Source organism: Mycobacterium sp. ML4 (assembly GCF_054515735.1).
This window is the reverse complement of the sequence record NZ_JBTNSY010000002.1, coordinates 237,311-259,932: the sequence shown is the minus strand read 5'-3', so window position 1 is coordinate 259,932 and position 22,622 is coordinate 237,311. Positions and strand designations below refer to the sequence as shown.

Annotated in this window: 16 protein-coding genes, 3 pseudogenes and 1 riboswitch; of the genes and pseudogenes, 13 read left to right on the top strand and 6 right to left on the bottom strand. The window is 69.0% G+C overall.

The genetic code is table 11. The annotated features are described in order from the left end of the window. Positions 1 to 24: 24 nt before the first annotated feature. On the bottom strand, positions 25 to 336 hold the full coding sequence (locus ACX9NE_RS03220; protein WP_459359834.1) for an STAS domain-containing protein: 312 nt from the start codon (positions 334 to 336) through the stop codon (positions 25 to 27). A 572-nt stretch (positions 337 to 908) separates the two neighbouring features. On the opposite strand from ACX9NE_RS03220, the gene ACX9NE_RS03215 reads away from it, so the two are divergent. The 3 genes from ACX9NE_RS03215 (at position 909) to metE (ending at position 5,502) form a co-directional block, all read left to right on the top strand. Continuing rightward, complete coding sequence (locus ACX9NE_RS03215; RefSeq protein ID WP_459359835.1) at positions 909 to 2,171, top strand: TetR/AcrR family transcriptional regulator; 1,263 nt, start codon at positions 909 to 911, stop codon at positions 2,169 to 2,171. Between the two features lie 16 nt (positions 2,172 to 2,187). Next, a complete protein-coding gene (locus ACX9NE_RS03210; protein ID WP_459359836.1) occupies positions 2,188 to 2,835 on the top strand; it encodes an SDR family oxidoreductase in 648 nt (215 codons plus the stop codon). 31 nt (positions 2,836 to 2,866) lie between these two features. Further along, a riboswitch (cobalamin riboswitch) is annotated at positions 2,867 to 3,074 on the top strand. 157 nt (positions 3,075 to 3,231) lie between these two features. Then, positions 3,232 to 5,502, top strand: coding sequence for a 5-methyltetrahydropteroyltriglutamate--homocysteine S-methyltransferase (metE, locus tag ACX9NE_RS03205; RefSeq protein WP_459359837.1), 2,271 nt, complete (start codon positions 3,232 to 3,234; stop codon positions 5,500 to 5,502). A gap of 85 nt (positions 5,503 to 5,587) precedes the next feature. Here metE and ACX9NE_RS03200 read toward each other — a convergent pair whose 3' ends face one another. Continuing rightward, entirely contained in the window at positions 5,588 to 7,309 is a 1,722-nt protein-coding gene (locus ACX9NE_RS03200; RefSeq protein WP_459359838.1) for a DUF3556 domain-containing protein, read from the bottom strand. Positions 7,310 to 7,421: 112 nt separating this feature from the next. Between ACX9NE_RS03200 and ACX9NE_RS03195 the strand changes: the two genes are divergently transcribed. The 5 genes from ACX9NE_RS03195 to ACX9NE_RS03175 all read left to right on the top strand — a co-directional run bounded on the left by ACX9NE_RS03195 (position 7,422) and on the right by ACX9NE_RS03175 (position 17,557). Continuing rightward, on the top strand, positions 7,422 to 7,643 hold the full coding sequence (locus ACX9NE_RS03195) for a hypothetical protein (RefSeq protein ID WP_459359839.1): 222 nt from the start codon (positions 7,422 to 7,424) through the stop codon (positions 7,641 to 7,643). 20 nt (positions 7,644 to 7,663) lie between these two features. Beyond that, positions 7,664 to 9,169 (top strand): 2-methylcitrate dehydratase PrpD, encoded by a 1,506-nt coding sequence (prpD, locus tag ACX9NE_RS03190; RefSeq protein WP_459359840.1) that lies wholly within the window; start codon positions 7,664 to 7,666, stop codon positions 9,167 to 9,169. A gap of 435 nt (positions 9,170 to 9,604) precedes the next feature. Further along, on the top strand, positions 9,605 to 10,957 hold the full coding sequence (locus ACX9NE_RS03185) for a flavin monoamine oxidase family protein (protein ID WP_459359841.1): 1,353 nt from the start codon (positions 9,605 to 9,607) through the stop codon (positions 10,955 to 10,957). A 466-nt stretch (positions 10,958 to 11,423) separates the two neighbouring features. Further along, positions 11,424 to 14,675, top strand: coding sequence for a helix-turn-helix transcriptional regulator (locus ACX9NE_RS03180; RefSeq protein WP_459359842.1), 3,252 nt, complete (start codon positions 11,424 to 11,426; stop codon positions 14,673 to 14,675). Positions 14,676 to 14,785: 110 nt separating this feature from the next. Next, positions 14,786 to 17,557 carry a PE family protein gene (locus ACX9NE_RS03175; RefSeq protein ID WP_459359843.1) on the top strand — a complete coding sequence of 924 codons (2,772 nt, stop codon included), beginning with the start codon at positions 14,786 to 14,788 and terminating at the stop codon, positions 17,555 to 17,557. Positions 17,558 to 17,566: 9 nt separating this feature from the next. Here the strand turns inward: ACX9NE_RS03175 and ACX9NE_RS03170 are convergent. Beyond that, a pseudogene (locus tag ACX9NE_RS03170) lies at positions 17,567 to 17,683 on the bottom strand (DoxX family protein); the annotation flags it as partial. 34 nt (positions 17,684 to 17,717) lie between these two features. Between ACX9NE_RS03170 and ACX9NE_RS03165 the strand changes: the two are divergent. After that, on the top strand, positions 17,718 to 17,894 hold the full coding sequence (locus tag ACX9NE_RS03165; protein ID WP_459359844.1) for a hypothetical protein: 177 nt from the start codon (positions 17,718 to 17,720) through the stop codon (positions 17,892 to 17,894). 494 nt (positions 17,895 to 18,388) lie between these two features. On the opposite strand, the gene ACX9NE_RS03160 is transcribed toward ACX9NE_RS03165, so the two are convergent. Beyond that, positions 18,389 to 18,514, bottom strand: coding sequence for a hypothetical protein (locus ACX9NE_RS03160; RefSeq protein WP_459359845.1), 126 nt, complete (start codon positions 18,512 to 18,514; stop codon positions 18,389 to 18,391). Positions 18,515 to 18,561: 47 nt separating this feature from the next. Further along, on the bottom strand, positions 18,562 to 18,801 hold the full coding sequence (locus ACX9NE_RS03155) for a hypothetical protein (protein WP_459370686.1): 240 nt from the start codon (positions 18,799 to 18,801) through the stop codon (positions 18,562 to 18,564). 17 nt (positions 18,802 to 18,818) lie between these two features. Here ACX9NE_RS03155 and ACX9NE_RS03150 point away from each other — a divergent pair. The 4 genes and pseudogenes from ACX9NE_RS03150 to ACX9NE_RS03135 form a co-directional block, all read left to right on the top strand. Next, positions 18,819 to 18,976: pseudogene (locus ACX9NE_RS03150) on the top strand (short-chain dehydrogenase); the annotation flags it as partial. Positions 18,977 to 19,298: 322 nt separating this feature from the next. Then, the gene (locus ACX9NE_RS03145; RefSeq protein WP_459360058.1) at positions 19,299 to 21,413 is read left to right on the top strand and encodes a PE family protein; all 2,115 of its coding nucleotides are present in this window, start codon (positions 19,299 to 19,301) and stop codon (positions 21,411 to 21,413) included. A 342-nt stretch (positions 21,414 to 21,755) separates the two neighbouring features. Further along, positions 21,756 to 21,848, top strand: a pseudogene (locus ACX9NE_RS03140) (hypothetical protein); the annotation flags it as partial. A 48-nt stretch (positions 21,849 to 21,896) separates the two neighbouring features. Then, complete coding sequence (locus ACX9NE_RS03135; RefSeq protein ID WP_459359846.1) at positions 21,897 to 22,025, top strand: hypothetical protein; 129 nt, start codon at positions 21,897 to 21,899, stop codon at positions 22,023 to 22,025. Between the two features lie 8 nt (positions 22,026 to 22,033). Here the strand turns inward: ACX9NE_RS03135 and ACX9NE_RS03130 are convergent, their stop codons facing one another. After that, positions 22,034 to 22,543 (bottom strand): DoxX family protein, encoded by a 510-nt coding sequence (locus ACX9NE_RS03130; protein WP_459359847.1) that lies wholly within the window; start codon positions 22,541 to 22,543, stop codon positions 22,034 to 22,036. Positions 22,544 to 22,622 lie beyond the last annotated feature (79 nt).

The window sequence follows — 22,622 nt, the reverse complement described above, 5'->3', positions numbered from 1 at the left end:
GTTCGGACGCCACGCAGCCTGTTGCTAGTCCGAGACGTTCACGGTGACGACCTGGTCGAGCCCTGAAACTCTCAGCAGCGTTTTGATCGGGCCCGTCGGGGAGATGACGAGGGTCACCTCGACAGTGGATGCGATGCCGAACAGAGCCCGCACGGCGGCGCTGTCACAGTAGGAGACACCAGAGATATCCAGGGTGACTCGCGGCGCGTCGGCCGTTGCCCGGGCCACATCGCTGGTGAACTGCTCGACGTTTGCCCGGTCGATTTCACCGATGACCGTGACGACGCGTGGTTGTTGAGCGAGATCAACCGTCACGCTCAGCAGCGGCTCGGTCACTAGGGCACCATCCTTGCGGCGGATGTCATGCGCGCACTCTTGATATGTGTCACCGTGGTTCCCCCGTCCGAGGGAGTGATGGTAACGCGGTCGACCAGGGCGCGCATCCATCGGGTTAAAGCCGTGGCCGCGATTCCCGTGCGACGCGGGCAGTCGTCAGCTCGTCGTCGACGATCTCGGCGGTCACCGTCATCTCGACTTCGGCACCGGCGTGTGTGGAGGTGCTGGCGGTCGCCTCGCCGACCGCGAGCAGAAGGTCGTCTGCGCAGCAACAGTGCGCGGGCAGCCGACCGGAGCTGCCCCATGCTGGCGGCGGCCGACCCGGACGATCGCATTTACTCCTCACATCGCGCGGTGACATTACGCTTCCGATCAAGGTGAGCGGCATTGTTGTTTTCGGCGAAGGCAACCGGGTGCTGACCGCAGCCCCTGAAAGGAGCGCATGGGCGCAACGAGCGCAGTCGGCGCGCCCCCTCTGATAGCCTCTAGCCTCTACCAAACATTTGGTCAGCAGGGAGACGATTCGCCGTGGTGCCCTCAACGCGCCCCGCTGGGAACCCGCCCAGCCGGCCATGACCGACAGCGCAACCGCCTCCGGAACACGCCGGACCGAGATCCTCGAGACCGCGGCGTCGCTGATCGCCTCGTCGGGCCTGCGGACCTCACTGCAGGAGATCGCTGACGCGGCAGGCATTCTCCCGGGCAGTTTGTATCACCATTTCGAGTCCAAGGAAGCGATCCTTGTCGAACTCATCCGCCGCTATCAAGCCGACCTGACCCGGATCGGACAGAGTGCTCAAGCCAGGTTGGACGAACCGGACAACCGGCCCGCCGCCGTGCAGATCGTCGAGCTCGGATCGGCGATCGCCAATTGTGCGGTGCGGCATCGGGCCGCCCTGCAGATGTCCTTCTACGAGGGCCCGAGCGCCGATCCCGAACTGATGAAGCTGACGCAGCAGCGGCCGGTCGCCATCCAGGAGGCGATGCTGCAGACGCTGCGCGCGGCCCGGTGGAGCGGCTACATCAAGGCCGACATCGATCTCTCGACGCTGGCCGACCGGATCTGTCAGACCATGCTCCAAGTCGGACTGGACGTGATACGGCACAACTCCTCCGCCGACCAGGTGGCCGCATTGATGTGTCGAATCATCCTGCAGGGACTGGCGTCTCGGCCGCCCACCGACCGGGCCCTGGACCGGTCGAAGGCGTTTGCCGCCGCCGGCGACGTCATCTCATCCTGGGCCGACGACAGCGAAGCCGACCCGAGCGACAAAGCGGCGCACCTGCGGGCGGTGGCACGAACAGAGTTCGGCCGCAAGGGATATGAAGTGACCACGGTCAGAGACATCGCGTCGGCGGCCGGTCTGGGAACCGGCACCGTCTACCGCGTCATCGGTTCCAAAGACGAACTTCTGGCGTCGATCATGCGTTCCTTCGGTCAGAAGGTGGAAGCCGGCTGGGTGGACGTGCTGCGTTCCCAGGCGACCCCCGTCGAGAAGCTGGACGCGCTGAGTTGGGTCAACGTCAATGCGCTGGACCAGTTCTCCGACGAGTTCCGGATCCAGCTCGCCTGGATGCGACAGTCGCCTCCGAACACCGCCAACCCCGGCTGGCTGTATACGACTCGGTTGCGGCAGATGAAATCGCTTCTATCCGAAGGTATTCGATCGTCGGAGATTCGGATCGACGCGCCCAGTATCACGATGCTGGCCCGCTGCATCATCGGCATGCAGTGGATACCGGAGAACATCCTGCGCGCGATAGGCACCCGCTCGTCGCTCATCCTGGCCCGTGACACCGTCCTGCGCGGTGTCACGATTCGCCCGAAGCGTTAGCGGGTAGCGTCGAATCATGGCGCACATCATCGTTATCGGCGGCCACGGCAAGGTCGCGTTGCATCTGGCCCGAATCCTGACCGCGCGCGGGGACCAGGTCAGCTCGGTGTTCCGCAACCCCGACCATGCCGACGAGGTCGCGGCCACCGGCGCCAAGTCGATCACCGCCGACATCGAGCAACTCGACACCGCCGCCCTGGCCGACCTCTTGACCGGGCACGACGCGGTCGTCTTCACCGCCGGGGCAGGCGGCGGTGACCCGGCGCGCACCTACGCCGTGGACCGAGACGCCGCGATCCGGGTGATCGACGCCGCCGGCCATGCCGGCGTCAAGCGGTTCGTCATGGTGTCGTATTTCGGCGCGGGCCCCGGACATGGCGTCTCGCCGGAGAATTCGTTCTTTCCCTACGCCGAGGCGAAGGCCGCCGCGGACGCCCACCTGCGGGCCAGCGATCTCGATTGGACCGTGCTGGGCCCGGGCCGGCTCACCCTCGATCCCGGCACCGGACACATCGCGGTGGGCAAAGCCAAGGGCGAGGTGTCACGTGAGGACGTAGCGGCAGTCGTCGCGGGCGCTCTGGCCGACGACGCGACGATCCGCCGCACCATCGACTTCAACAACGGCGACGTCCCGATCGCCGTCGCGCTGGCGACCGCACGATAGCCAGACCCGCCCCGCGGAGTAGCGTTGGCCTCGCAACTGGTCTGCCGGCGCCCTCGTGACGCCGGCATCGAGCGAGGCGTGTCCGTCTCGTGAGAGGGAACCCGGTGAGAATCCGGGACTGTCCCGCAGCGGTATGCAGGAACGACCGCCGTCACATGCACTGGTCCGGCAGGACTGGGAAGCGACGGCCAGTAGGAGCTTCGGTGCGCGCCTGTGAGTCCGAAGACCTGCCAGCTGTGCCGGGCGCGCCGCGTCCGGCGGCACATCGCCTCGTGGAATGGGCGTTTGGCAGCCAGCCGTTGTGGTACGCGGGCTCTAGAGAGCACCAGCGCATCGCCCCGACTGTCGGCTGCGCGTCCGCGGGCGGTGTCCACACCGTCGAATGAAGGACCGCTTGTGACCGCTCAACCATTCACCGCCACCATCACCGGTTCTCCCCGGATCGGCCCGCGCCGCGAACTCAAGCGCGCGACCGAGGGATACTGGGCCGGCCGTACCAGCCGCTCCGACCTGGAATCCGTCGCCGCCACCCTGCGCCGCGACACCTGGGCAGACCTGGCCGCCGCCGGCCTGGACTCGGTGCCGATCAACACCTTCTCCTACTACGACCAGATGCTGGACACCTCGGTGCTGCTCGGGGCGCTACCGGTGCGGGTCGGCCGGGTCTCCGACGAACTGGACCGCTACTTTGCCGCCGCGCGCGGCAACGACGACGTCGCCCCGCTGGAGATGACCAAGTGGTTCGACACCAACTACCACTACCTCGTTCCCGAGATCGGTCCCTCGACCCGGTTCTCGCTGAACCCCGACAAGGTGCTCTCCGAGCTGAAAGAGGCACTGGCGCAAGGTATCCCGGCACGTCCGGTGATCGTCGGGCCGGTCACCTTCCTGCTGTTGAGCAAGGCGGTGGACGGCGCGGGCGCACCGATCGAGCGGCTGCAGGAGCTGATGCCGGTCTACTCCGAACTGCTGTCGCTGCTCGCCGACAACGGCGCCCAGTGGGTCCAATTCGACGAACCCGCGCTGGTCACCGACATCTCCCCCGACGCTCCCGCGCTGGCCGAGGCCGTCTACAACGCGCTGGGCACGGTGGCCAACCGGCCGGCCATCCATGTGGCCACCTATTTCGGCGACCCGGGCGCCTCGCTGGCGGGGCTGGCCCGCACGCCGGTCGAGGCGATCGGCGTCGACCTCGTTTACGGCCCCGATACCGCGGTGGCGGCGGTGCCGGAGTTGGCGGGCAAAACGCTGGTGGCCGGCATCGTCGACGGCCGCAACATCTGGCGCACCGATCTGCAAGCGGCGTTGGGCAAGCTGGCGGCCCTGCGCGGATCGGCGGCGGCCGTCGCCGTGTCTACGTCGTGCTCGACCTTGCACGTGCCGTACTCACTGGAGCCCGAGACCGACCTGGACGACAACCTGCGCAGTTGGCTGGCGTTCGGGGCGGAGAAGGTGCGCGAGGTGGTCGTGCTGTCCCGGGCACTGCGGGACGGACGCGACGCCGTCGCCGAGGAGGTCGCGGCGTCCGACGCCGCGGTGGCCTCGCGTCGCAACGACCCGCGCCTGCACAACGACCGGCTCCGGGCCCGCCTGCAGACGATCGTCGCGTCCGGCGTGCACCGCGGGGATCCCGCCGACCGCCGCGCGAGCCAGCAGACCCGTCTGAAGCTGCCGGTAATGCCGACCACGACCATCGGCTCCTACCCGCAGACCTCGGCGATCCGAGTCGCCCGGGCCGCCTTGCGCTCCGGCGAGATCGACCAGGCCGAGTACGAGCGGCGGATGAAGCAGGAAATCGCCGACGTCATCGCGCTGCAGGAGCAACTGGGCATCGACGTGCTGGTGCACGGTGAGCCCGAACGCAACGACATGGTGCAATACTTCGCCGAGCAGCTGGAGGGGTTCTTCGCCACCCACAACGGCTGGGTGCAGTCCTACGGCAGCCGCTGTGTGCGGCCGCCGATCCTGTTCGGCGATGTGGTGCGCACCCACCCGATGACGGTCGACTGGATCACCTATGCGCAGTCGCTGACCGATAGGCCGGTGAAGGGCATGCTGACCGGGCCGGTGACGATTCTGGCGTGGTCGTTCGTCCGCGACGACCAGCCGCTGGCCGACACCGCCGATCAAGTGGCGCTGGCGATCCGGGACGAGACGGTGGATCTGGAGTCCGCCGGCATCGCGGTGATCCAGGTCGACGAGCCGGCGCTGCGGGAGTTGCTGCCGCTGCGCCGGGCCGACCAGGACGAGTACTTGCGTTGGGCCGTAGGCTCTTTCCGGTTGGCCACCTCGGGTGTGGCCGACTCGACCCAGATCCACACCCACCTGTGCTACTCGGAGTTCGGCGAGGTGATCGGCGCGATCGCGGATCTGGACGCCGACGTCACCTCCATAGAAGCGGCGCGCTCGCACATGGAGGTGCTCGACGACCTGAACGCGGTCGGCTTCGCCAACAGCGTGGGCCCTGGCGTCTACGACATCCACTCCCCGCGGGTGCCGAGCACCGACGAGATGGCGGCGTCCCTTCGCGCCGCGGTGAAAGCCGTTCCCGCGGAACGGCTTTGGGTCAACCCGGATTGCGGATTGAAGACCCGTAATGTCGACGAGGTGACGGCATCGCTGCGCAACATGGTCGCCGCGGCACACCAGGTCCGGTCGGAGGCCTAGCGCCCCCGCTGGCGAGCAGACGCAAAATCGCGTTCCGGCGGGCCGGAACGTGCGATTTTGTGTCTGCTCGCGGCATTAGCTGGCCCTAGTCGGACTCCACGTGGACCGGCACGTCGTCGGCCCAGGGCTGGCGGGTCACCATGTCGGCCACCCGCACGTAGCCGCGTTCGAATTCGCCTGTGGCGGCGTCGACTAACCGGTATCGCTGGATCTGCCGGTGGATCGGTTGTGCGTCGAGCAGAACCACCCGCACCTCACCCGGCTCGAATTGGCAGCGCCGTTGCATCGCGGCGATCAACTGCTCGTTGTGCATGTGGCCGTCACCGAAGTTCCAGCCGATGGCGGTGCTGCAGATGCGTTCCCCATCGGTGATGACGTAGTCGTCCTCGTTCTGTCCGGCCATCGCGCGGTGCGCCAGCGTGAACAAAGCCCGACCGTGGGTGTTCATGGCGCGGAACGCATACCCGAGATAGATCGGGATCTGCGCGCGGTCTTTGCCGTAGAACCGCTCCAGCTGGGCCTGCGGCATGCTGGCTATCGCCACGATGCCCCGGGAGATCTTGTCGGCCGCTGACGGCTTGATGCACCACAGCGTCGTGTCCCAGTTGCCGGCGTAGTAGCGCATGCCGGGCAGGAACGAGATCTTGCGCGGGAACATGTTTCCGGCGATCACGATTCCCACCATCAGCGTGATGAAGATGCCCACCGGGGCAGGGTTTTTCACATCGCTGATGCCTAGCTGGGCGTGCCCGACGAACAGCGCGAACACGCCGAAGATCATGAAGACGTTCCACTCCAGCGGCACCCCCATCGGAATCGCGGTCAGGATCCCCAGGTGGAAACACACCATCACGATCGCTGCCACCGTGGTCGGCCAGCCGCCGTGGGAAAAGAACAGCACCAGCGGCACGAACATCTCGATGAACGTGCTGACGTGAGCGAACATCCGCGACAAGAGCCCGGGCCGCAGGTCGTCGGGGAAGTTCTCGAAGAACATCCGCTTGATGAACCGCGGCCGGAACACCGGGTTGTTGGACATCATCGTGGAGATCACGAACGGGAAGTGCTTGTTGAGTTTGGACGTGGCCGCGCCCATCCAGATCACCAGGAAGACCAGCTTGGCCGCGACGATCATGTCGACACCGCCGAACAAGAAGGTCACGGTGAGCGAGCCGTAAACCTCCCCGCGGGCCGCCAGGAAGATCACTTTGTCGCGCAGGCCCGTCGCACCCAGCACCAGCAGGATCGCAACGATCTGCCACGCCGGCAGCACCCCGACCTTGGTGCCCAGCGCCGGTATCGGCCCGCTGCCATCGGTGAACAACGCCGTCACCAGCAGCACCAGCAGCAAGGCATAGAGCGCGACGTCCACCGGCTTGCGCTTGGTGCCGAAGGTCAGCGGGACGCGATCCGGCCACGGTGGCAGCCGAATGGTGCCGAACCGCAGCCAGTAGAGGATCGAACCCATCGGAGGAAAGAAGCGGTTGTTCAGCGGCCCGAAGCCGCAGCCCAGCCCGACCACTTCGAACAACATCGTGTACAACACGACCTTCTCGAAGACGATCGGCTCGGCGTACCAGGCCCGAACGTTGGTGAATCCGTCAATACCTTTGGTGCTCAGCACAATCAACCAAGCAAGCAAGATGTACAGCAGGATCTTGACGACGTAGAACATGTGCATGACCACCGGCGTGCCGAAGCCCACCTCGGCCCAGTGCCGGGCCATCGGGCGGATCTTCTCGCTGCGGGTGCCCTTGCTCCACTCGGCGATGTCGACCTCGGGCAGCTGGGGCTTGAGAAATCCCATGGTTTGACAGACTAGAGCGTCGAGTCGTATGCGCCGCCTGCCGCACCCAATCCTTTGTCAGCCGCTGCGGCGGGCGATACCGTGAGGTGGAGGTGGGGAAGGGAGTGGGAGCATGCGTAGACCTCGGTACCTGAGGCGGGCGCTCGCGGGGGCCGCCTTGCCAGTCGCTTTCGTCGCCGCCAGCGCTCCGGCGCAGGCGCAGGCGCCGTCCCCGGGTGATTCATGCACGGTGCTGCACGCGACCGCCCAGGACGCCGACGGCAAGACGATGTGGTGCAACCCGACCATGACGGGCACCCACAGCCTGGTGTGGCAGTACGGCGGGCCGGGCTAGGCTGACTTTGCGACGGCCCCATGCGCGTTCATGAGGTTCGCGCCCGACGCAGCGCCGAGGAGTTTGCCCGCGGCGAACACCTGGCCTGGAAGATCGCCGAAGTAGCCGCAGACCCGGTAGCCGTGCCGGCCGACACCGAGTCCATGGTGATCAACCGCATCATCGACAACGCGGCGGTATCAGCGGCTTCGGTGATCCGCCGTCCCGTCACCACCGCGCGCGCCCAGGCTGTTGCGCACCCGCGTCCGGTGGGCGCCGCCGTGTTCGGCGTCGCGGGCCGATACTCACCGGAATGGGCCGCGTGGGCCAACGGCGTGGCGGTCCGCGAACTGGACTTTCACGACACGTTCCTGGCGGCCGACTACTCGCACCCCGGCGACAACATCCCACCCCTGGTGGCCGTAGCCCAGCATCTTTGCCTGGGGGGCGCGGATCTGATCCGCGGGTTGGCGACCGCATATGAGGTCCAGATCGCTCTGGTCAAGGGAATCTGCCTGCACGAGCACAAGATTGACCACGTCGCGCACCTGGGTCCGGCGGTGGCCGCGGGCCTGGGGACGATGCTGCGTCTCGATCAGGAAACCATCTACTCGTCGATCGGTCAGGCTTTGCACCTGACGACCGCCACCAGGCAATCGCGCAAGGGGTTGATTTCGAGCTGGAAGGCGTTCGCCCCGGCGTGGGCCGGCAAGGTCGCCATCGAGGCCGTCGACCGTGCCATGCGCGGCGAGCAAGCACCGGCCCCCATCTGGGAGGGCGAGGACGGAGTGATCGCCTGGTTGCTGGCCGGGCCGGAGCACACCTATCGGGTGCCGCTTCCCGAGGCAGGCGAACCCAAGCGCGCCATTCTGGAGAGCTACACCAAGGAGCACTCGGCTGAATACCAGAGCCAGGCGCTGATCGATCTCGCCCGTCGGATGCGCAGGCAGATCGGCGATCTGAACCAGATCGAATCGGTTGTGCTCCACACCAGTCACCACACGCACCACGTGATCGGGACCGGGTCCGGTGATCCCCAGAAATTCGACCCGGATGCCTCGCGCGAAACGCTGGACCACTCGGCGATGTACGTCTTCGCGGTTGCCTTGCAGGACGGCACCTGGCACCACGAACGGTCTTATGCGCCCCAGCGGTCGCACCGGCCCGACACGGTCGAACTGTGGCACAAGATCTCCACGGTCGAAGACCCGGAGTGGACCAGGCGCTATCACTCCCCCGACCCCACGGAGAAGGCATTCGGCGCCCGCGCCGAGGTCACGATGGAAGGCGGTCGGGTGTTCGTCGACGAGATCAGCGTCGCCGACGCACATCCGTTGGGAGCCCGGCCTTTTGAACGGGAGCAGTATATGGCGAAGTTCACCGGCCTGGCCGGCGGGGTGATCGATGACGCCGAACAGCAGCGGTTCCTGTCGGTGGTGCAGGGCCTCCCGACGATGACTGCCGGGACGCTCGGTGCGCTCAACCCGCTGGTGGACCCGTCGGTGCTGGACAAAGCGCCCGTCATTCCGCCTGGGATCTTCGGATAGGCTTTCGCCTGCAACGGATTCCGGTTTCACCGGACCCTGATGCCTGGTCACTTTGGCCACAGGCGTCTCCGGCGAAGCCGGTGCGGCGTTTGCCCGCCTTTGAGCGACAACTGGGCGGCTACGAACACTGTCGCTATGAGGCGGGCACATCGACAGCCGCCGGTTTCAGCGACGGGTGGGGTCCATGTGACTAGAGGGGGCGCGAAAGGACCGCTACAGCAATACTTCTGACTCCGCCCGGAGATCCGTGGTTGCCCAGGTATCAGCGACATGAGCGCCTCGGCGGGATCGACTACCGCCGGTCGGGCCGCCTCGAGCGAACTCCGCCAACTCAATGTCTCAATCCTGTTCCGCACCAGCATATCCGGCCCACAGGGTCAGCGAGTATTCCGAAACCCAGTTCAGCGGCCCGACGATCGGTGTAGCTTGCTGGGCATGACGGATGTCGACTACTGCGTTGTCGGAGCCGGCTTCGCGGGCCTGACGGCAGCACTGCGCTTGAAGCAGGCCGGTCACTCGGTGGCGCTGCTGGAGGCCCGCGAACGCGTCGGTGGGCGCACTTTCACCGTGACCCGCGACGACGGGGTGTGGGTCGACCGCGGCGGTGCATGGATCGGACCGGGCCAGGACCGGATCTACGCGCTGATGCGGGAGTTCGGCGTGCCGGAATACAAGCAGCACAACGACGGCGACGCGATGATGATCGTCGACGGCAAGAAGCGCCGCTACGGCGGGAAGCTGCCGTGGTCGATGAGTCCATGGGCCATTGCCAACCTGGGCATGGGCTTGATGAGTGTCGAGCAGATGTGCAAGACGATTCCGCGCGAAGCCCCCTGGGAGGCCACGGAGGCCGCCGAGTGGGACCGGATGAGTGTCGGCGACTGGCTCGAGCGCAACGTCTTGTCCAAGCCGGCGCGTGAGATGCTGGACATGGTGCTGGGCGGCACCTACACGTCGACGTCAGCTGAAGTGTCGTTGCTGTGGATGTTGCTGCAGATGTCCTCCGGTGGTGGCCCGACGTTCGTCATCTCGGGCAAGGGTGGCGCGCAGGACGCGAGGCCGGTCGGCGGGATGGGCGCCATCTACCGACCGATTGTGGCCGAACTCGGTGAGGCACTGCACTTGTCGCGACCGGTTCGGTCCGTCATTCAGGACACCGACGGAGTCACGGTCGCGTCGGACGGGTTTTCGGTGCGCGCCTACCGGGCCATCGTGGCGATCCCGATGGCCATCGCCAGTTCGATCGTCTACGAACCGGCGCTGCCGGCGGACCGCGCATTCTTGAACCAGCGCATGCCCAGCGGCGCTGTCATCAAGACCTCCGTCATCTACGACGAACCGTTCTGGCGTGCCGAGGGATTGTCCGGTCAGTCGGCCGCGCCGGGAACGCCGGCCACGCTGACGATCGATGCGTGCACCGACACCGGAAATCCGGGGATCATGTGCGCCATCACGGAGGGACCCGCAGCCCGCCGGCTCACCGACCTCACCGAGTCTGAACGCCAAATGGTCATCGTCGGTGAACTCGTCGACAGGTTCGGGGAAAAGGCGCGTACGCCAATGGAATACCATGAACAGAACTGGTCTCTAGAGCGTTACTCCGGCGGCGGCATGATCAGCCATACGCCGACCGGCGTTCTCACCGAGTACGGCCACGCGCTGCGGGCACCCTGCGGCCGGGTGCACTGGGCCGGCACGGAAAGCTCAGCCGTCATGTGCGGCTGGATCGACGGCGCGATTCGCTCCGGCGAGCGGGCCGCGGCCGAAGTGATTGCGGCCCAGACTTAACCGATTCTGGTTCGTAAAATCATCGGCACCGGCACAATCGGCATCGTTGTAGTCGGTTGCGCCGCGGGGCTGCGCGCTGACCACTACGCTCCTGCCACCAATGCGGGAGCCGCTGACACCACGCCGTGCACGGCCGGGGTCACCGCGGTCGAGTTCGTGGTCGCCAGACCCGCGAGTGCGGCCGAATCGACCCGCGGAACGGCAAACGGAGTCAGGCTCCCCCACCGCGCCGTGGCACCACCGCCGTCGGATCCGGGTCAGCGGCTGACGAAACGTCCGGTGAGAGGTTGTAGATCATCGGCCAAGGGGTCGTAGATCGGCAGCGGCTTCGTCGTAGCCGGTGCTCGCCTTTGCCGGCAAGCACCGTCTTTCTGACTCAAAGTGAACCGTTGGCGCCCCAAGTGCGTGACACTGGGGTAGTTAAGGGCGCGGCATAGAGGCAGTGTGAACCGGGTTTGAGATGTGCGTGAGCGAATTGTTGCCGACGAGAACGATGACTTTATTGCTCGCCGACGCCGAACGCTCGACGCCGCCCTGGAAAACCTCGCCCGAGTTGAGGCTGGCCGAGGCCGAACGCCTGGAGAGCGCGGTGGTTGACATGATCGCGACCCATGGCGGGCTGGGTCCGGTCACGCCAGATCCCAAGGATGGCGGCGCCGACACGTTCGTGGCGATATTCGCCCGGGCCACCGATGCGCTGGCCTGTGCGCTCGATCTGCAGCAGGCACCGCTCGCGCCGGTCCAGTTGCGTGTCGCGGTGCACACCGGCGAAGTGCAGTTGGGCGACTCGGGCTGTTGCACGGGTCCCGCCGTCAACCGCGCCGCGCGGCTGCGCGATCTCGCGCACGGCGGCCAGGTCGTGGTCTCGGGCACCACCCACGATCTGGTTATCGACCATCTCCCCGACGACGTCTGGCTGGCCGACCTCGGCACCCACGCCTTGCGCGAGATGTCCCGCCCCGAACGCGTGGCGCAGTTGTGCCACCCCGACCTGCGGGTCGAGTTTCCCCCACTACATTGCGCGACAACCATTGCGCCCCATGGTCTTCCGATGCAATTGACCCGCTTCGTCGGTCGCGCCGCGCAGATCAACGACATCCGCAAGTTTCTTGCCGACAACCGGCTGGTCACCCTGGCGGGTACGGGCGGGGTGGGCAAGACGCGGCTCGCGGCCCAGATCGCCACGCAGTCGGCGGCCGAGTTCGGGGGCCTCGTGTGGTTCGTGGATCTCACGCCGGTGAGCGAGCCGGAGGTGGTGCCGGTGGCGGCACTGCGCGCACTGGGTCTGCCCGACCAACCCGGCCGTTCCGCGATCGACACCCTGGTCCGTTTCGTCGGCGGCCGGGACGCGCTGCTGGTTCTGGACAATTGTGAGCACCTGGTCGAAGCGTGCGCCGCACTGGTCCGCGACCTGTTGCGGGCATGCCCGCAGCTTACGGTGTTGGCCACCAGCCGCGCCCCAATCGGAGTACCCGGTGAACTGACCTGGCGGGTGCCGTCGCTGTCGATCTCCGACGAAGCGGTCGAACTCTTCGTCGACCGCGCCCGGCTGGCTCGGCCCGACTTCAGCATCACCAACGCTGCCGCCGTGAACGATATCTGTGGCCGCCTTGACGGGTTGCCGCTGGGGATCGAACTTGCCGCGGCGGCAGTGCGGGTGATGTCGCTCAGCGAGATCCTGGACGGGCTGCGCAACCGCTTCCGGCTGCTGACGCCCGACACGCCGACGCTTCGCCGCCAGACATTGGGCGCATCGGTCGACTGGTCGCACGAACTGCTGTCCGAACCGGAGCGGGTGTTGTTTCGCCGGCTGGCCGTGTTCAGCGGCGGATTCGACCACCAGGCCGCCCGGACCGTCTGTTCGGGTGGTGAGCTGGCTCGGCATCAGATATTGGACCAGCTCACCTCACTGGTGGACAAATCGCTTGTGCTGGCGAACAATTCCGACGATCGAACCCGCTTTCGGATGCTGGAGACGGTGCGCCACTACGCGCTGGAGAAGCTACAGGAGTCTGGTGAGTCCGATGCGCTGCGCGCACGCCACCGTGACCACTACGGGCGGATGGCCGCCCTGCTGGACAGCCCCACCGACGGCGAGCACCAGCGGCGCATCGAACAGGTGGAGATCGAGATCGACAACCTGCGGGCGGCCTTCGCGTGGTGCCGCAGCAACGACGAGATCGAGCCGGCGCTGATGCTCACGTCCGCTCTGCAGCCGCTGTGGCTGACGCGCGGCCGCATCCAGGAGGGGCTGGCCTGGTTCGACGCGGTGCTCAGCGATCGCAGCGCCCTGTCCGGTGTCTCGCCGCTGGTGCGTGGGCGAGCGCTGGCCGACAAAGCGGCCCTGGACGCGTCGCGCAGTGCTCCCGATAACCTCAATGAGGCGGAGCAAGCGGTCGAAATCGCCCGCCAGATCAACGATCCAGCGCTGCTGGCCCGGGCACTCACCGCCTGCGGCGCGATCAGCTCCTACAGCCCCGAGACGGCCCGCCCGTATCTGGCGGAGGCGATCGGCATTGCCCCCGACGTCGGCGACCGCTGGCGGCTGGCACAAATTCTTACGTGGCAGGCCTACGGCGCGTACAGCGCCGGTGACCCGGTCGCCTGCCATGCGGCTTCCCGCGAGGGCCTTGATCTTGCCGTCGAGATTGGCGATCTGTTCCATGCCCGCTCGTGCCGGTGGACGCTCGGGTTGGCGCAGACGATGCAAGGCGACCTGGCCGGGGCGATCACCCAATTTCGCGCGGTGACCGCCGACGCCGATGCGGCGCACGATGTGCTGTTCCGCTGGGGCAGCCGACTCGCCCTGTGCGCCGCGCTTGCGTTCCGCGGTGACACCGACGCGGCCAGGGCCACGGCTCGTGCATCCCTGGCCGCCGCCGCCGATTTGTGGCCGCTCAACGAGGGATTCAGCTATGTGGTGCTGGCGACCACCGCGGTGGCCGCCGGTGATGTGGCGGCGGCGGAGGCCGCTTGCGAGGCCGCCAGGGAGCGGCTGAGCGTGAATGGTGAACTCGCCGGAGCAAATATGAACCCGATGGCCGAGGTGGCGCTGGCGCGCGCAGATCTGGCCACCGCGGGACGGTGGGCCGACGAGGAGGTCGCGGCGTCGGGGGGCTGGCATCTGGCCCGGGCGTTGACGACGCGCGCCCGCATCGAGATCGCTAAGCAGGAGCCGGATCACGCCGAACGCGATGCCCAGCAGGCGCTCGCCTGCGCTGCGGAATGCGGGGCGCACGTGGCCGTGCCCGACATACTCGAATGCCTGGGCCGGCTGGCCGCAGACGGCGGGGGGCATCGGGACGCCGCGCGACTATTCGGCGCGGCCGCGGAGATTCGCCGCGGTCTCGGTTCGGTTCGGTTCAAGGTCTACGACGCGCACCACCGGGAAACCGTGATGACAATGCGTAAAGCCCTGGGCGAGAAGGTCTTTGATGACGCCTGGGCGGAGGGGGCCGGTCTCTCGCTCGATGAAGTCATCGCGTACGTGCGGCGCGGACGCGGCGAACGCAAACGCCCGGCCACCGGCTGGGCATCGCTGACCCCCACCGAGCGCGATGTCGTCCGGCTTGTCGCCGAGGGACTGGCCAACAGCGAGATTGCCGCGCGGCTCTTCATTTCCCGGCGGACGGTGCAAACCCATCTGACGCACGTGTACGCCAAATTGAGCATCAGTTCACGTGTGCAGCTTGCTCACGAAGGCGCTTCCCACGGCTGAGGGCGGATCTACGACCCCCACCGCCCGCTATCTACGCCTTCTGACTGACGATCTTCGGCGCAGCGTTACGCACTCTTGACTCAATTCCCACGACGAGCAGGAGTGCAGTGATGTCGTTTGTTTTGGTGGCCCCCGAGTTGCTTGAGGCAGCGGCTATGGACGTGCAGAGCATCGGATCGGCGCTGAGCGCCGCCCACGCGGCGGCTGCTGCGCCGATCACTAATCTGGCGGCTGCCGGAGCCGACGAGATTTCGGTGGCGGTGGCGTCCTTGTTCTCCGGACACGCGCAGGAGTACCGGGCCCTCAGCGCCCAGGCGGAACTTTTCCACCAGCAGTTTGTGCAGACGCTGAACTCCGGCGGCGCGATGTATGCCAGCGCGGAGGCGGCCAGCGTGTCCCCGCTGCAGGGCCTGCTCGACGGAATCAACGCGCCCATCCAGGCCGCGACCGGTCGACCGCTGATCGGCAACGGCGCCAACGGCGCGCCCGGCACGGGGCAGAATGGAACGTCCGCCGGGTGGTTGCTCGGCAACGGTGGCGCCGGCGGGTCCGGCACCAACGGCGGGGCAGCGGGCGGTGCCGGCGGCAATGGCGGCGCCGCCGGGCTGATCGGCAACGGCGGGGCCGGTGGTGCCGGCGGAACCTCCCTGGCCGGCCCGGGCGGGACCGGCGGTCACGGGGGGGCCGCGGGCCTGTTGGGCTCCGGCGGCACCGGGGGGGCCGGCGGGAACTCACAGGCGGCCGCCGGGGCCGGCGGCGCGGGCGGCAACGCCGGCCTGCTGTTCGGTGCGGCCGGGACCGGCGGCGCCGGCGGGCTCGCTGACAGCATCACCCAAGCCGGTGGGGCCGGCGGCGCCGGGGGGGCCGGCGGCCTGTTCTCCGCCGGTGGGGCCGGCGGCGTGGGTGGTACCACCATTGGGGGGACCGCCGGTGCCGGCGGGGCCGGTGGAACGGGCGGTATGTTCGGGGCCGGCGGGGCCGGCGGGGCGGGTGGAGCCAGCACCGGTGGGACCGGCGGGCTCGGCGGGGCCGGGGGGACCGGCGGGATGTTCGGGGCCGGCGGCACCGGCGGCAGCGGCGGACACGGCGCGGTCAGCGGTGGGGTCGGTGGGACCGGCGGCAACGCCGGCATGCTCAGCCTCGGCGCCGGCGGCGCCGGCGGCAGTGGCGGCGAAAGCATCACCTCGGGAACGGGAAGCGGCGGCGCCGGCGGCGCCGGCGGCAACGCGGGCCTGCTCTTCGGCGAGGGCGGGACCGGCGGCAATGGCGGGTTCGGCCCCACGAATGGCGGCAAGGGCGGCGCCGGTGGCAACGCCGGCCTGCTCACCGGTTCGGGTGGCACCGGCGGTGCCGGCGGCAATGGCGGAACGGCGCTGGGCGGCGCCGGCGGCTCCGGCGGCCGGTCCGGGCTGATCGGCAATGGTGGGAACGGTGGTAGCGGCGGCTCCGGCGAGCTCCCCGGCACCACCGGCGGCGCGGGCGGCGCCGGCGGCAACGGCATGCTGATCGGCGACGGCGGCAACGGCGGCAACGGCGGCCTCGGCACGACCCGCGGCCAGAGCGGCGCCGGCGGCATCAGCGGTCAACTGTTGGGCGTGGACGGCTTCAACGCACCCGCCAGCGCCAACCCGCTGCACGTGCTTCAGCAGCAGGCGATAAGTGGCGTCAACGCGCCCATCCAGGCCCTTACCGGGCACCCGCTGATAGGCAACGGCGCCAACGGGGCTACGGGAACGGGGGCAGCCGGCGGCGACGGCGGGCTCTTGTTCGGCAACGGCGGTAACGGCGGCTCCGGAACGCCCACGCTTGTCGGCACGGGCGGCGTCGGCGGGCACGGCGGGGCCGGCGGAGGACTGTTCGGCGCGGGCGGCGCCGGCGGCGCGGGCGGCTCCTCGCCGGCCGGCCCGCGCGGCGGCATGGGCGGAGCCGGCGGTAACGGCGCGCTGTTCGGCTCCGGCGGAACCGGTGGCGCCGGTGGCCATGCATCGGGCACCGGCTCCGGCGGAGGCGGTGGAGCCGGCGGCAACGCGGGCATGCTCGCCGGCGCCGCCGGCAACGGCGGCGACGGCGCCGCCAGCTTCACACCCGGTGCGAACCCCATCGGCACGGGCGGGGGCGGCGGGGTCGGCGGCGCCGGCGGCCTGTTCTCCAGCGGCGGGGTGGGTGGGAACGGCGGGTTCAGCTTCACCAGCGGAGACGGCGGGCGCGGCGGCACCGGCGGCCTGTTCTCCAGCGGCGGCGACGGCGGAGCGGGCGGAGCCAGCAACCTCAACGGCAGCAGCGGAGCCGGCGGGGCCGGCGGCACCGGCGGGCTGTTCGGCGGCGGCGGCAACGGCGGTTCCGGCGGATTCAGCCAGACCACCGCCGGCACCGGCGGGCACGGCGGCAACGCCGGCATGCTGAGCCTCGGCGCCGCGGGCGGGACCGGCGGCGCCGGTGGCAACAACAACGGCGTCGGCACTGGCGGGGCGGGCGGCTCCGGCGGCAACGGCGGCATGTTCTTCGGCGACGGTGGGGCCGGCGGCGTCGGCGGCGGCGGCGGGTTCACCGGCGCGGCCGGCGGCAACGGCGGCAATGGCGGCGCGCTCATCGGGTCGGGCGGCGCCGGCGGCGCCGGACGCGCCGCGGTCCTCGGCGACCCAGGTGGTGCCGGTGGCAACGGCGGCACGGCCGGAGTGATCGGTAACGGCGGAAACGGCGCGGCCGGAGCGGACAGTCTCGGCGGCAAGGGCGGCAACGGCGGCAACGGCGGCAAGGCCGTGCTGGTCGGCGACGGCGGTAACGGCGGTAACGGCGGAACAGGTACGCCCGCCGGACAGCCCGGCACCGGCGGCACCGGCGGGCAGCTACTGGGTCAGAACGGCAACGACGGCCGACAATGACCCGCCTAGTCAGACGGCTTCTTTGGCCGGCGGCCGGTAGAAGATCAGCAACTGACCGATAGCCCCGGCCAGGCCCAGGCCCAGCGAGATCGCCAGCCCCTGCCAGCCGTCGAACCAGTTCTTGCCGGGGCAGGATCGCGGTGGCTAGGTTCCAGATCCATTGCGCCCCGTCGCCCGGGACGACGAGTTGACGGATGTGATCGGCCCCGCGGCGGCGGGCTTCGGCGTGCACCAGGGAGGCGAACTCGGCGGCGGGGGCGAAGCTACCCAGGTAGCTGGTGGACTCTGGGTCGCGCACCGGTCGGCCTGCCTCATCGACGGTGGTTTGGGTGAATAGGCAAGCGAGTTTGACCTCGCGGGTGCGGGCACGCCCGTCGGGTGCCTTGCCGGCGCGGCCGGCGACCGCGGCGGGCACCATGGGCACCCCGGTGCCGTCGATGGCGATGTAGAGCTTGTCCGGCGCTTGGCCGCGGTCGGCGGGGGTTGGCAGCACGCTGACCTGCCCGCGCGCGATCGCGGGAGCCCCGGCGGCGAGCCGCTCGGCTGCGGCGGCGCCGTCGGTTTCGGCGGAGCGTTCAATCCGTTTGGCCGACAAGCGGATTCCGGCCAGGTGGGCGAGTAGCTCAGCGGCCGCGGCGAAAGGTTCGGCGGCCGCGGAGCGGGCGGTCATCGAGCGCAGACCCGGCGACAGCGAGGCGCCCGTGACGCCGAGGTCCTCGTCGCGGGGGGCGATCCCGTGTTCGCATCCGGTGCAGTGATACCAGCAACGGCGCACGGTGATCCGGCCCAGCACGGTGTCGAGCTGTTTGTCGCGGTAGCCGACGAACTCGGTCAGATGCCCCTTCCCGCAGTCGATCCGCGGCCCGCGGTGCCCGGTATGGTGGCCACCAATTGCTTCAGCAACTCGGCGCCTGGCTGGATCATCGCGGGGCGGATCGCCAGCTCCACCGGCGCCACGCCCGCACCGGAGCCCAGCGCGTCGGCCGCCAGCGCGGCCAGCCGTTCTACCTCGGCCGCGAACGCCGCGGCGATCTGGTCACGGAGCCCCCTTTCTCGTCCCCCGTCGGTGCGGCCGGGGGCCCCGACGCCGCCGGGTTCGGTGGGCGCGCCTCACAGATCTCCTCGTTGACAGCCACGATCTGCTCGGCCACGTCGGCGAACCGCTGGTAGTTGGCCAATTGGGCGCGCACCTTGCCCACCTCCGCAGCCGACAGCTGCCGCCCCTTGGTGCCGCGGCCGGCGATCGTGCGAGTCGCACACCCGTCAGTACTTCGGACCCGAGGGATTCCAGGAGATGAGGGTCACCCCAAAATCGTTGCCTCCAGCGCACAGTCGCGTGACACAGACCTACAGCGCCGGCTGTGGGCGGTGTCCGAGGAACTGACGGGGGTGACCTACCCTGTCGAGGCCGACGCCTAAACCCCGCCAAATCACTTTCGCCCAGCTTTCACTCATCGAAGGAAGTACCAGAGCCTAGCCCCGCGCATTGCGCTCGGCCCCTCCGCCAGCCCATTCGCACCTGCGTCCCATGGCTCACGATTGGTTCGCTCAGAAATGATTGAAAATGAACCAATGTTGGACAAAGATCCGGAATTGTTGGGAGTAGTGTGCCCGACCTGATCGAGAATGCGCTCGGCCATCGGGCTGAGCCTGACGAAGGGAAGCTCGGGTGGCGTCTTTCGTGTGGGCCGTGCCGGGGGACGTGAGCGCAGCATCCGAAAACTTGAGCCGTCTCGCGACCATGATTCGGGGGGCGAATACGGCAGCCGCCCTACCGACTACACAGATCGTCGCCGCCGCGCAAGATGAGGTGTCGGCGGCGATCGCGGCGCTGTTCGGCCGTGTCGGTGCCGACTTTCAGGCGCTGAGCTTGCAGACGACGCTGTTTCACCAACGCTTCGCGCAGGCGGTGAATTCGGCAGGGATCGCCTACGCGACAGCCGAGGCCGCCGCTGCGTCGCCACTGCAAACCCTGGAGCAGGAAATTCTGAGCGCAGTCAATGCCCCGACCAACCTCCTGCTGGGGCGTCCGTTGATCGGCGACGGTGCCAATGGTGGGCCTGGGCAGCCCGGAGGGCCGGGAGGTCTGCTGTGGGGCAATGGCGGCACCGGCGGGTCGGGCGTGATTGCCGCTCAGGCCGGTGGAGCCGGTGGCGCTGCCGGCCTGTTCGGTAACGGCGGCGCCGGTGGGACCGGTGGCGCGGGCGCCAGCGGCGGAGCGGGTGGCTCCGCGGTGCTGTTCGGCAGTGGTGGCGTCGGTGGCGCCGGTGGCACCGGTGTGGGCAGCGGCGCGGGCGGGGTGGGCGGCAATGGTGGCGCCGGTGGATACCTGGGCGGTTTCGGTGGGGCCGGCGGTGTCGGTGGCGCCGGTGGTGCCGCCGTCGGCCCGACGGGTGCCGCTGGTAGCGGTGGGGCGGGCGGTGTCGGGGGCGCCAACCGCGCGCTGTTCGGTTGGGCCGGTGGCGCTGGCGGCGCGGGCGGCGTCGGCGGGACCGGCGCGTTGGGTAACACCGCAAGCGCTTTAGCGGGCGGGGCGGGCGGGGTGGGCGGTCAGGGCGGCGCTGGTGGCTCTGCATTCGGGATCTTAGGCACCGGCGGCGCGGGCGGGGTGGGCGGCAACGGGGGGGTGGGTGGCGACGGACTCCCCGGCATCAACGGCGCTGCACTGGGAGCTGCAGGCGGTCCGGGGGGTAACGGTGGAACTGGTGGTAACGCCGGTGCCGGCGGTGCGGGCGGATCCTCCTCCCTGGGATTCGGCGGAGCAGCAGGTGTGGCCGGCGTCGGCGGCGATGGCGGCAACGGCGGCGATGGTGGCGCCGGTGGTACCAACGTCAGGGGCGGCGCATTCGACGGCGGCAGAGGCGGTGACGGTGGCACCGGAGGCGTCGGGAGGGTGGGCGGTGACGGTGGCGACGCCGGCAACGGCGGAGCCGGCGCGACGTTCCCCAATGGGCCCGCCCCAGGCGGGAAGGGCGGCGACGGCGGCTCTGGTGGTGCCGGGGGCGATGCTCTCGCTGGCGGCACCGCTGGTAACGGCGGTCACGGGGGCGTGGGCGGTGCCGGCGGCACGGGTGGCGGAGGCCCTATTGCAAGTGCGGCCGGCACTGGCGGCGACGGCGGCAACGGCGGCAGCGGGGGCGCCGGTGGCGGCACACCCAACGGTGGGACCAATGGCACCGGCGGCGCTGGCGGTGCCGGCGGTAACGGGGGCGCCGGCGGCGACAACAGGAGCAATCTGCCCAACGCCGGCGGTGGTGGGGGCGGTGGCGGCGCGGGCGGTGCCGGCGGCAGTGCAGGTACCGGCACCGGCAACGGTGGCAGTAGCGGCGCTGGGGCCGCCGGCGGAAACGGCGGCAACGGCGGGATGGCAGTCCTCGGCAGTACGTTCTTTGCCTTGGGCGGTGGCGGCGGCACCGGTGGTACCGGCGCTCAGGCCGCGGGCGGTAGTGGTGGCGGTGGCGGTGGCGGTGGCTACGTGTTACCGTCCGCACCTTCAATTATGGTCGGTGGTGGGGGCGGCGGCGGAGGAGCGAGCGGCGCCGGCGGAATCGCCGGAAACGGCGGGCTGGGCGGCGAAGTAGGAAGAACCGGTAACTTCACGTTGCCTGGCGGCAACGGTGGAACCGGTGGGAACGGTACCGGCGGCGGTGGCGGCAGCGGAGCCGTTGCCGATACCAGCGGAGGAGGCGACGCCGGCGGTTCGGGCAGCGGGGGCGCTGCCGGCGGGTCAGGCGGCTTCGGTGTCAATGGCTTTGGAAATGCCGGAGGCGACGGCGCGAGATTTGGCGCTGGCAGCGGAGGTATGGGCGGTGGAAGCGGGTTGAGCGGGGGCGACGGCCGCGCCGGGCGCGCGTGATGTCATCCTGAGGTACTTGGCGTTCAGCGGTCGGGGTGCAGCATCCGCGCCGCCGTTTGCGGCTCGCTAATCGGCCGCTCACATGCGTTTAGAGCCCGGGTTAGTCCAATTGGTTTAGGTGTCCTTTAAGGTCCTTTAGGGTAATCCCTCGGGCAGTACTTGCTTCCAAGGGCCTTAGCCTTGAACCGCAGAGATATTGACTTGAGCAATCAACATCCTCGTCAGAGCACCATTCTTCGTTAACGCCACCCCGCCAAAACAAATCCCGGCGAAAGCCCGAGGCTAGAGCATCGAGCGGCTGAAGGAAGCGGTGAGCCAGCCACGCTGGCGTCGTCAGCCCCAGCCGCAGCGCCGGCCGGTCGGCAGATCACCGTCGACGGCTACGAAGGCGAAGTGCATCAAGGGATTCTGAGTCTGACGGCATGGCCGGCGTCGTTCTCCGGGCACGCCAACTCTGTCAGGTCTCAGCCGAAGCCGCGCCTCTTGATCAGCAGTTCGCACAGGTCCGGCGACGGCGGCAACGGCGGCCCGGGAACGCCCCCTGGTGCACCCGGCACCGGCGGCAACGCCGGGTTGGTGCTCGGTCAGGACGGCAACACCACTTCGGCGTAATGCGTGGATTACCCGGCTTGTTTGGTCGGCGGCCGATAGAAGATCAGCAGCTGCCCGACGGCACCGGCCAGACCCAGGCCTATCGAGATAGCCAAACCTTGCCAGCCGTCGAACCAGTTCTTGCCGAAGATCAGGTGATCCAGGCTGAGCTTCCCGGCGCCCAGGGTGGCGACGACCACGGCGGTCACCGCAAGCACCAGGTTGTACTCCCAACCCTCCTTGACGATGAAAAAGCCGTTGGCCCGGTGCACGGTCCAGGCCGCGACCAGCATCAGCGAGACGAACCCGGCCGCGGGGATCGGCGTCAGCAACCCGGCCGCCAGCCCCAGTCCGGCCGCCGTTTCGGTGGTGGCGGCGACGGTCGCGTGGAATTTGCCCGGCTTCATCCCGATGCTTTCGAACCAGCGCGCGGTGCCCGGTATCCGCCCGCCACCGAAGAACTTGTTCAAGCCGTGCGCGGCCAGGGTCAGACCCAGCACCAGTCGCAGGATCAGCAACGCGACGTCATAGGGAGTCATACCGTCAAAACTAACGGGTAAGCAACAGCGGCAAGCAGCCGAGCCCGGTGATCGGTATGGGACCATTGCGGGCGTTCCG

Coding starts and splice junctions, on each gene's coding strand:
- ACX9NE_RS03215 (WP_459359835.1), top strand. CDS start 909: ATGACCGACAGCGCAACCGCCTCCGGAACACGCCGGACCGAGATCCTC.
- ACX9NE_RS03210 (WP_459359836.1), top strand. CDS start 2,188: ATGGCGCACATCATCGTTATCGGCGGCCACGGCAAGGTCGCGTTGCAT.
- ACX9NE_RS03200 (WP_459359838.1), bottom strand. CDS start 7,309: ATGGGATTTCTCAAGCCCCAGCTGCCCGAGGTCGACATCGCCGAGTGG.
- ACX9NE_RS03195 (WP_459359839.1), top strand. CDS start 7,422: ATGCGTAGACCTCGGTACCTGAGGCGGGCGCTCGCGGGGGCCGCCTTG.
- prpD (WP_459359840.1), top strand. CDS start 7,664: ATGCGCGTTCATGAGGTTCGCGCCCGACGCAGCGCCGAGGAGTTTGCC.
- ACX9NE_RS03185 (WP_459359841.1), top strand. CDS start 9,605: ATGACGGATGTCGACTACTGCGTTGTCGGAGCCGGCTTCGCGGGCCTG.
- ACX9NE_RS03175 (WP_459359843.1), top strand. CDS start 14,786: ATGTCGTTTGTTTTGGTGGCCCCCGAGTTGCTTGAGGCAGCGGCTATG.
- ACX9NE_RS03145 (WP_459360058.1), top strand. CDS start 19,299: ATGATTCGGGGGGCGAATACGGCAGCCGCCCTACCGACTACACAGATC.
- ACX9NE_RS03130 (WP_459359847.1), bottom strand. CDS start 22,543: ATGACTCCCTATGACGTCGCGTTGCTGATCCTGCGACTGGTGCTGGGT.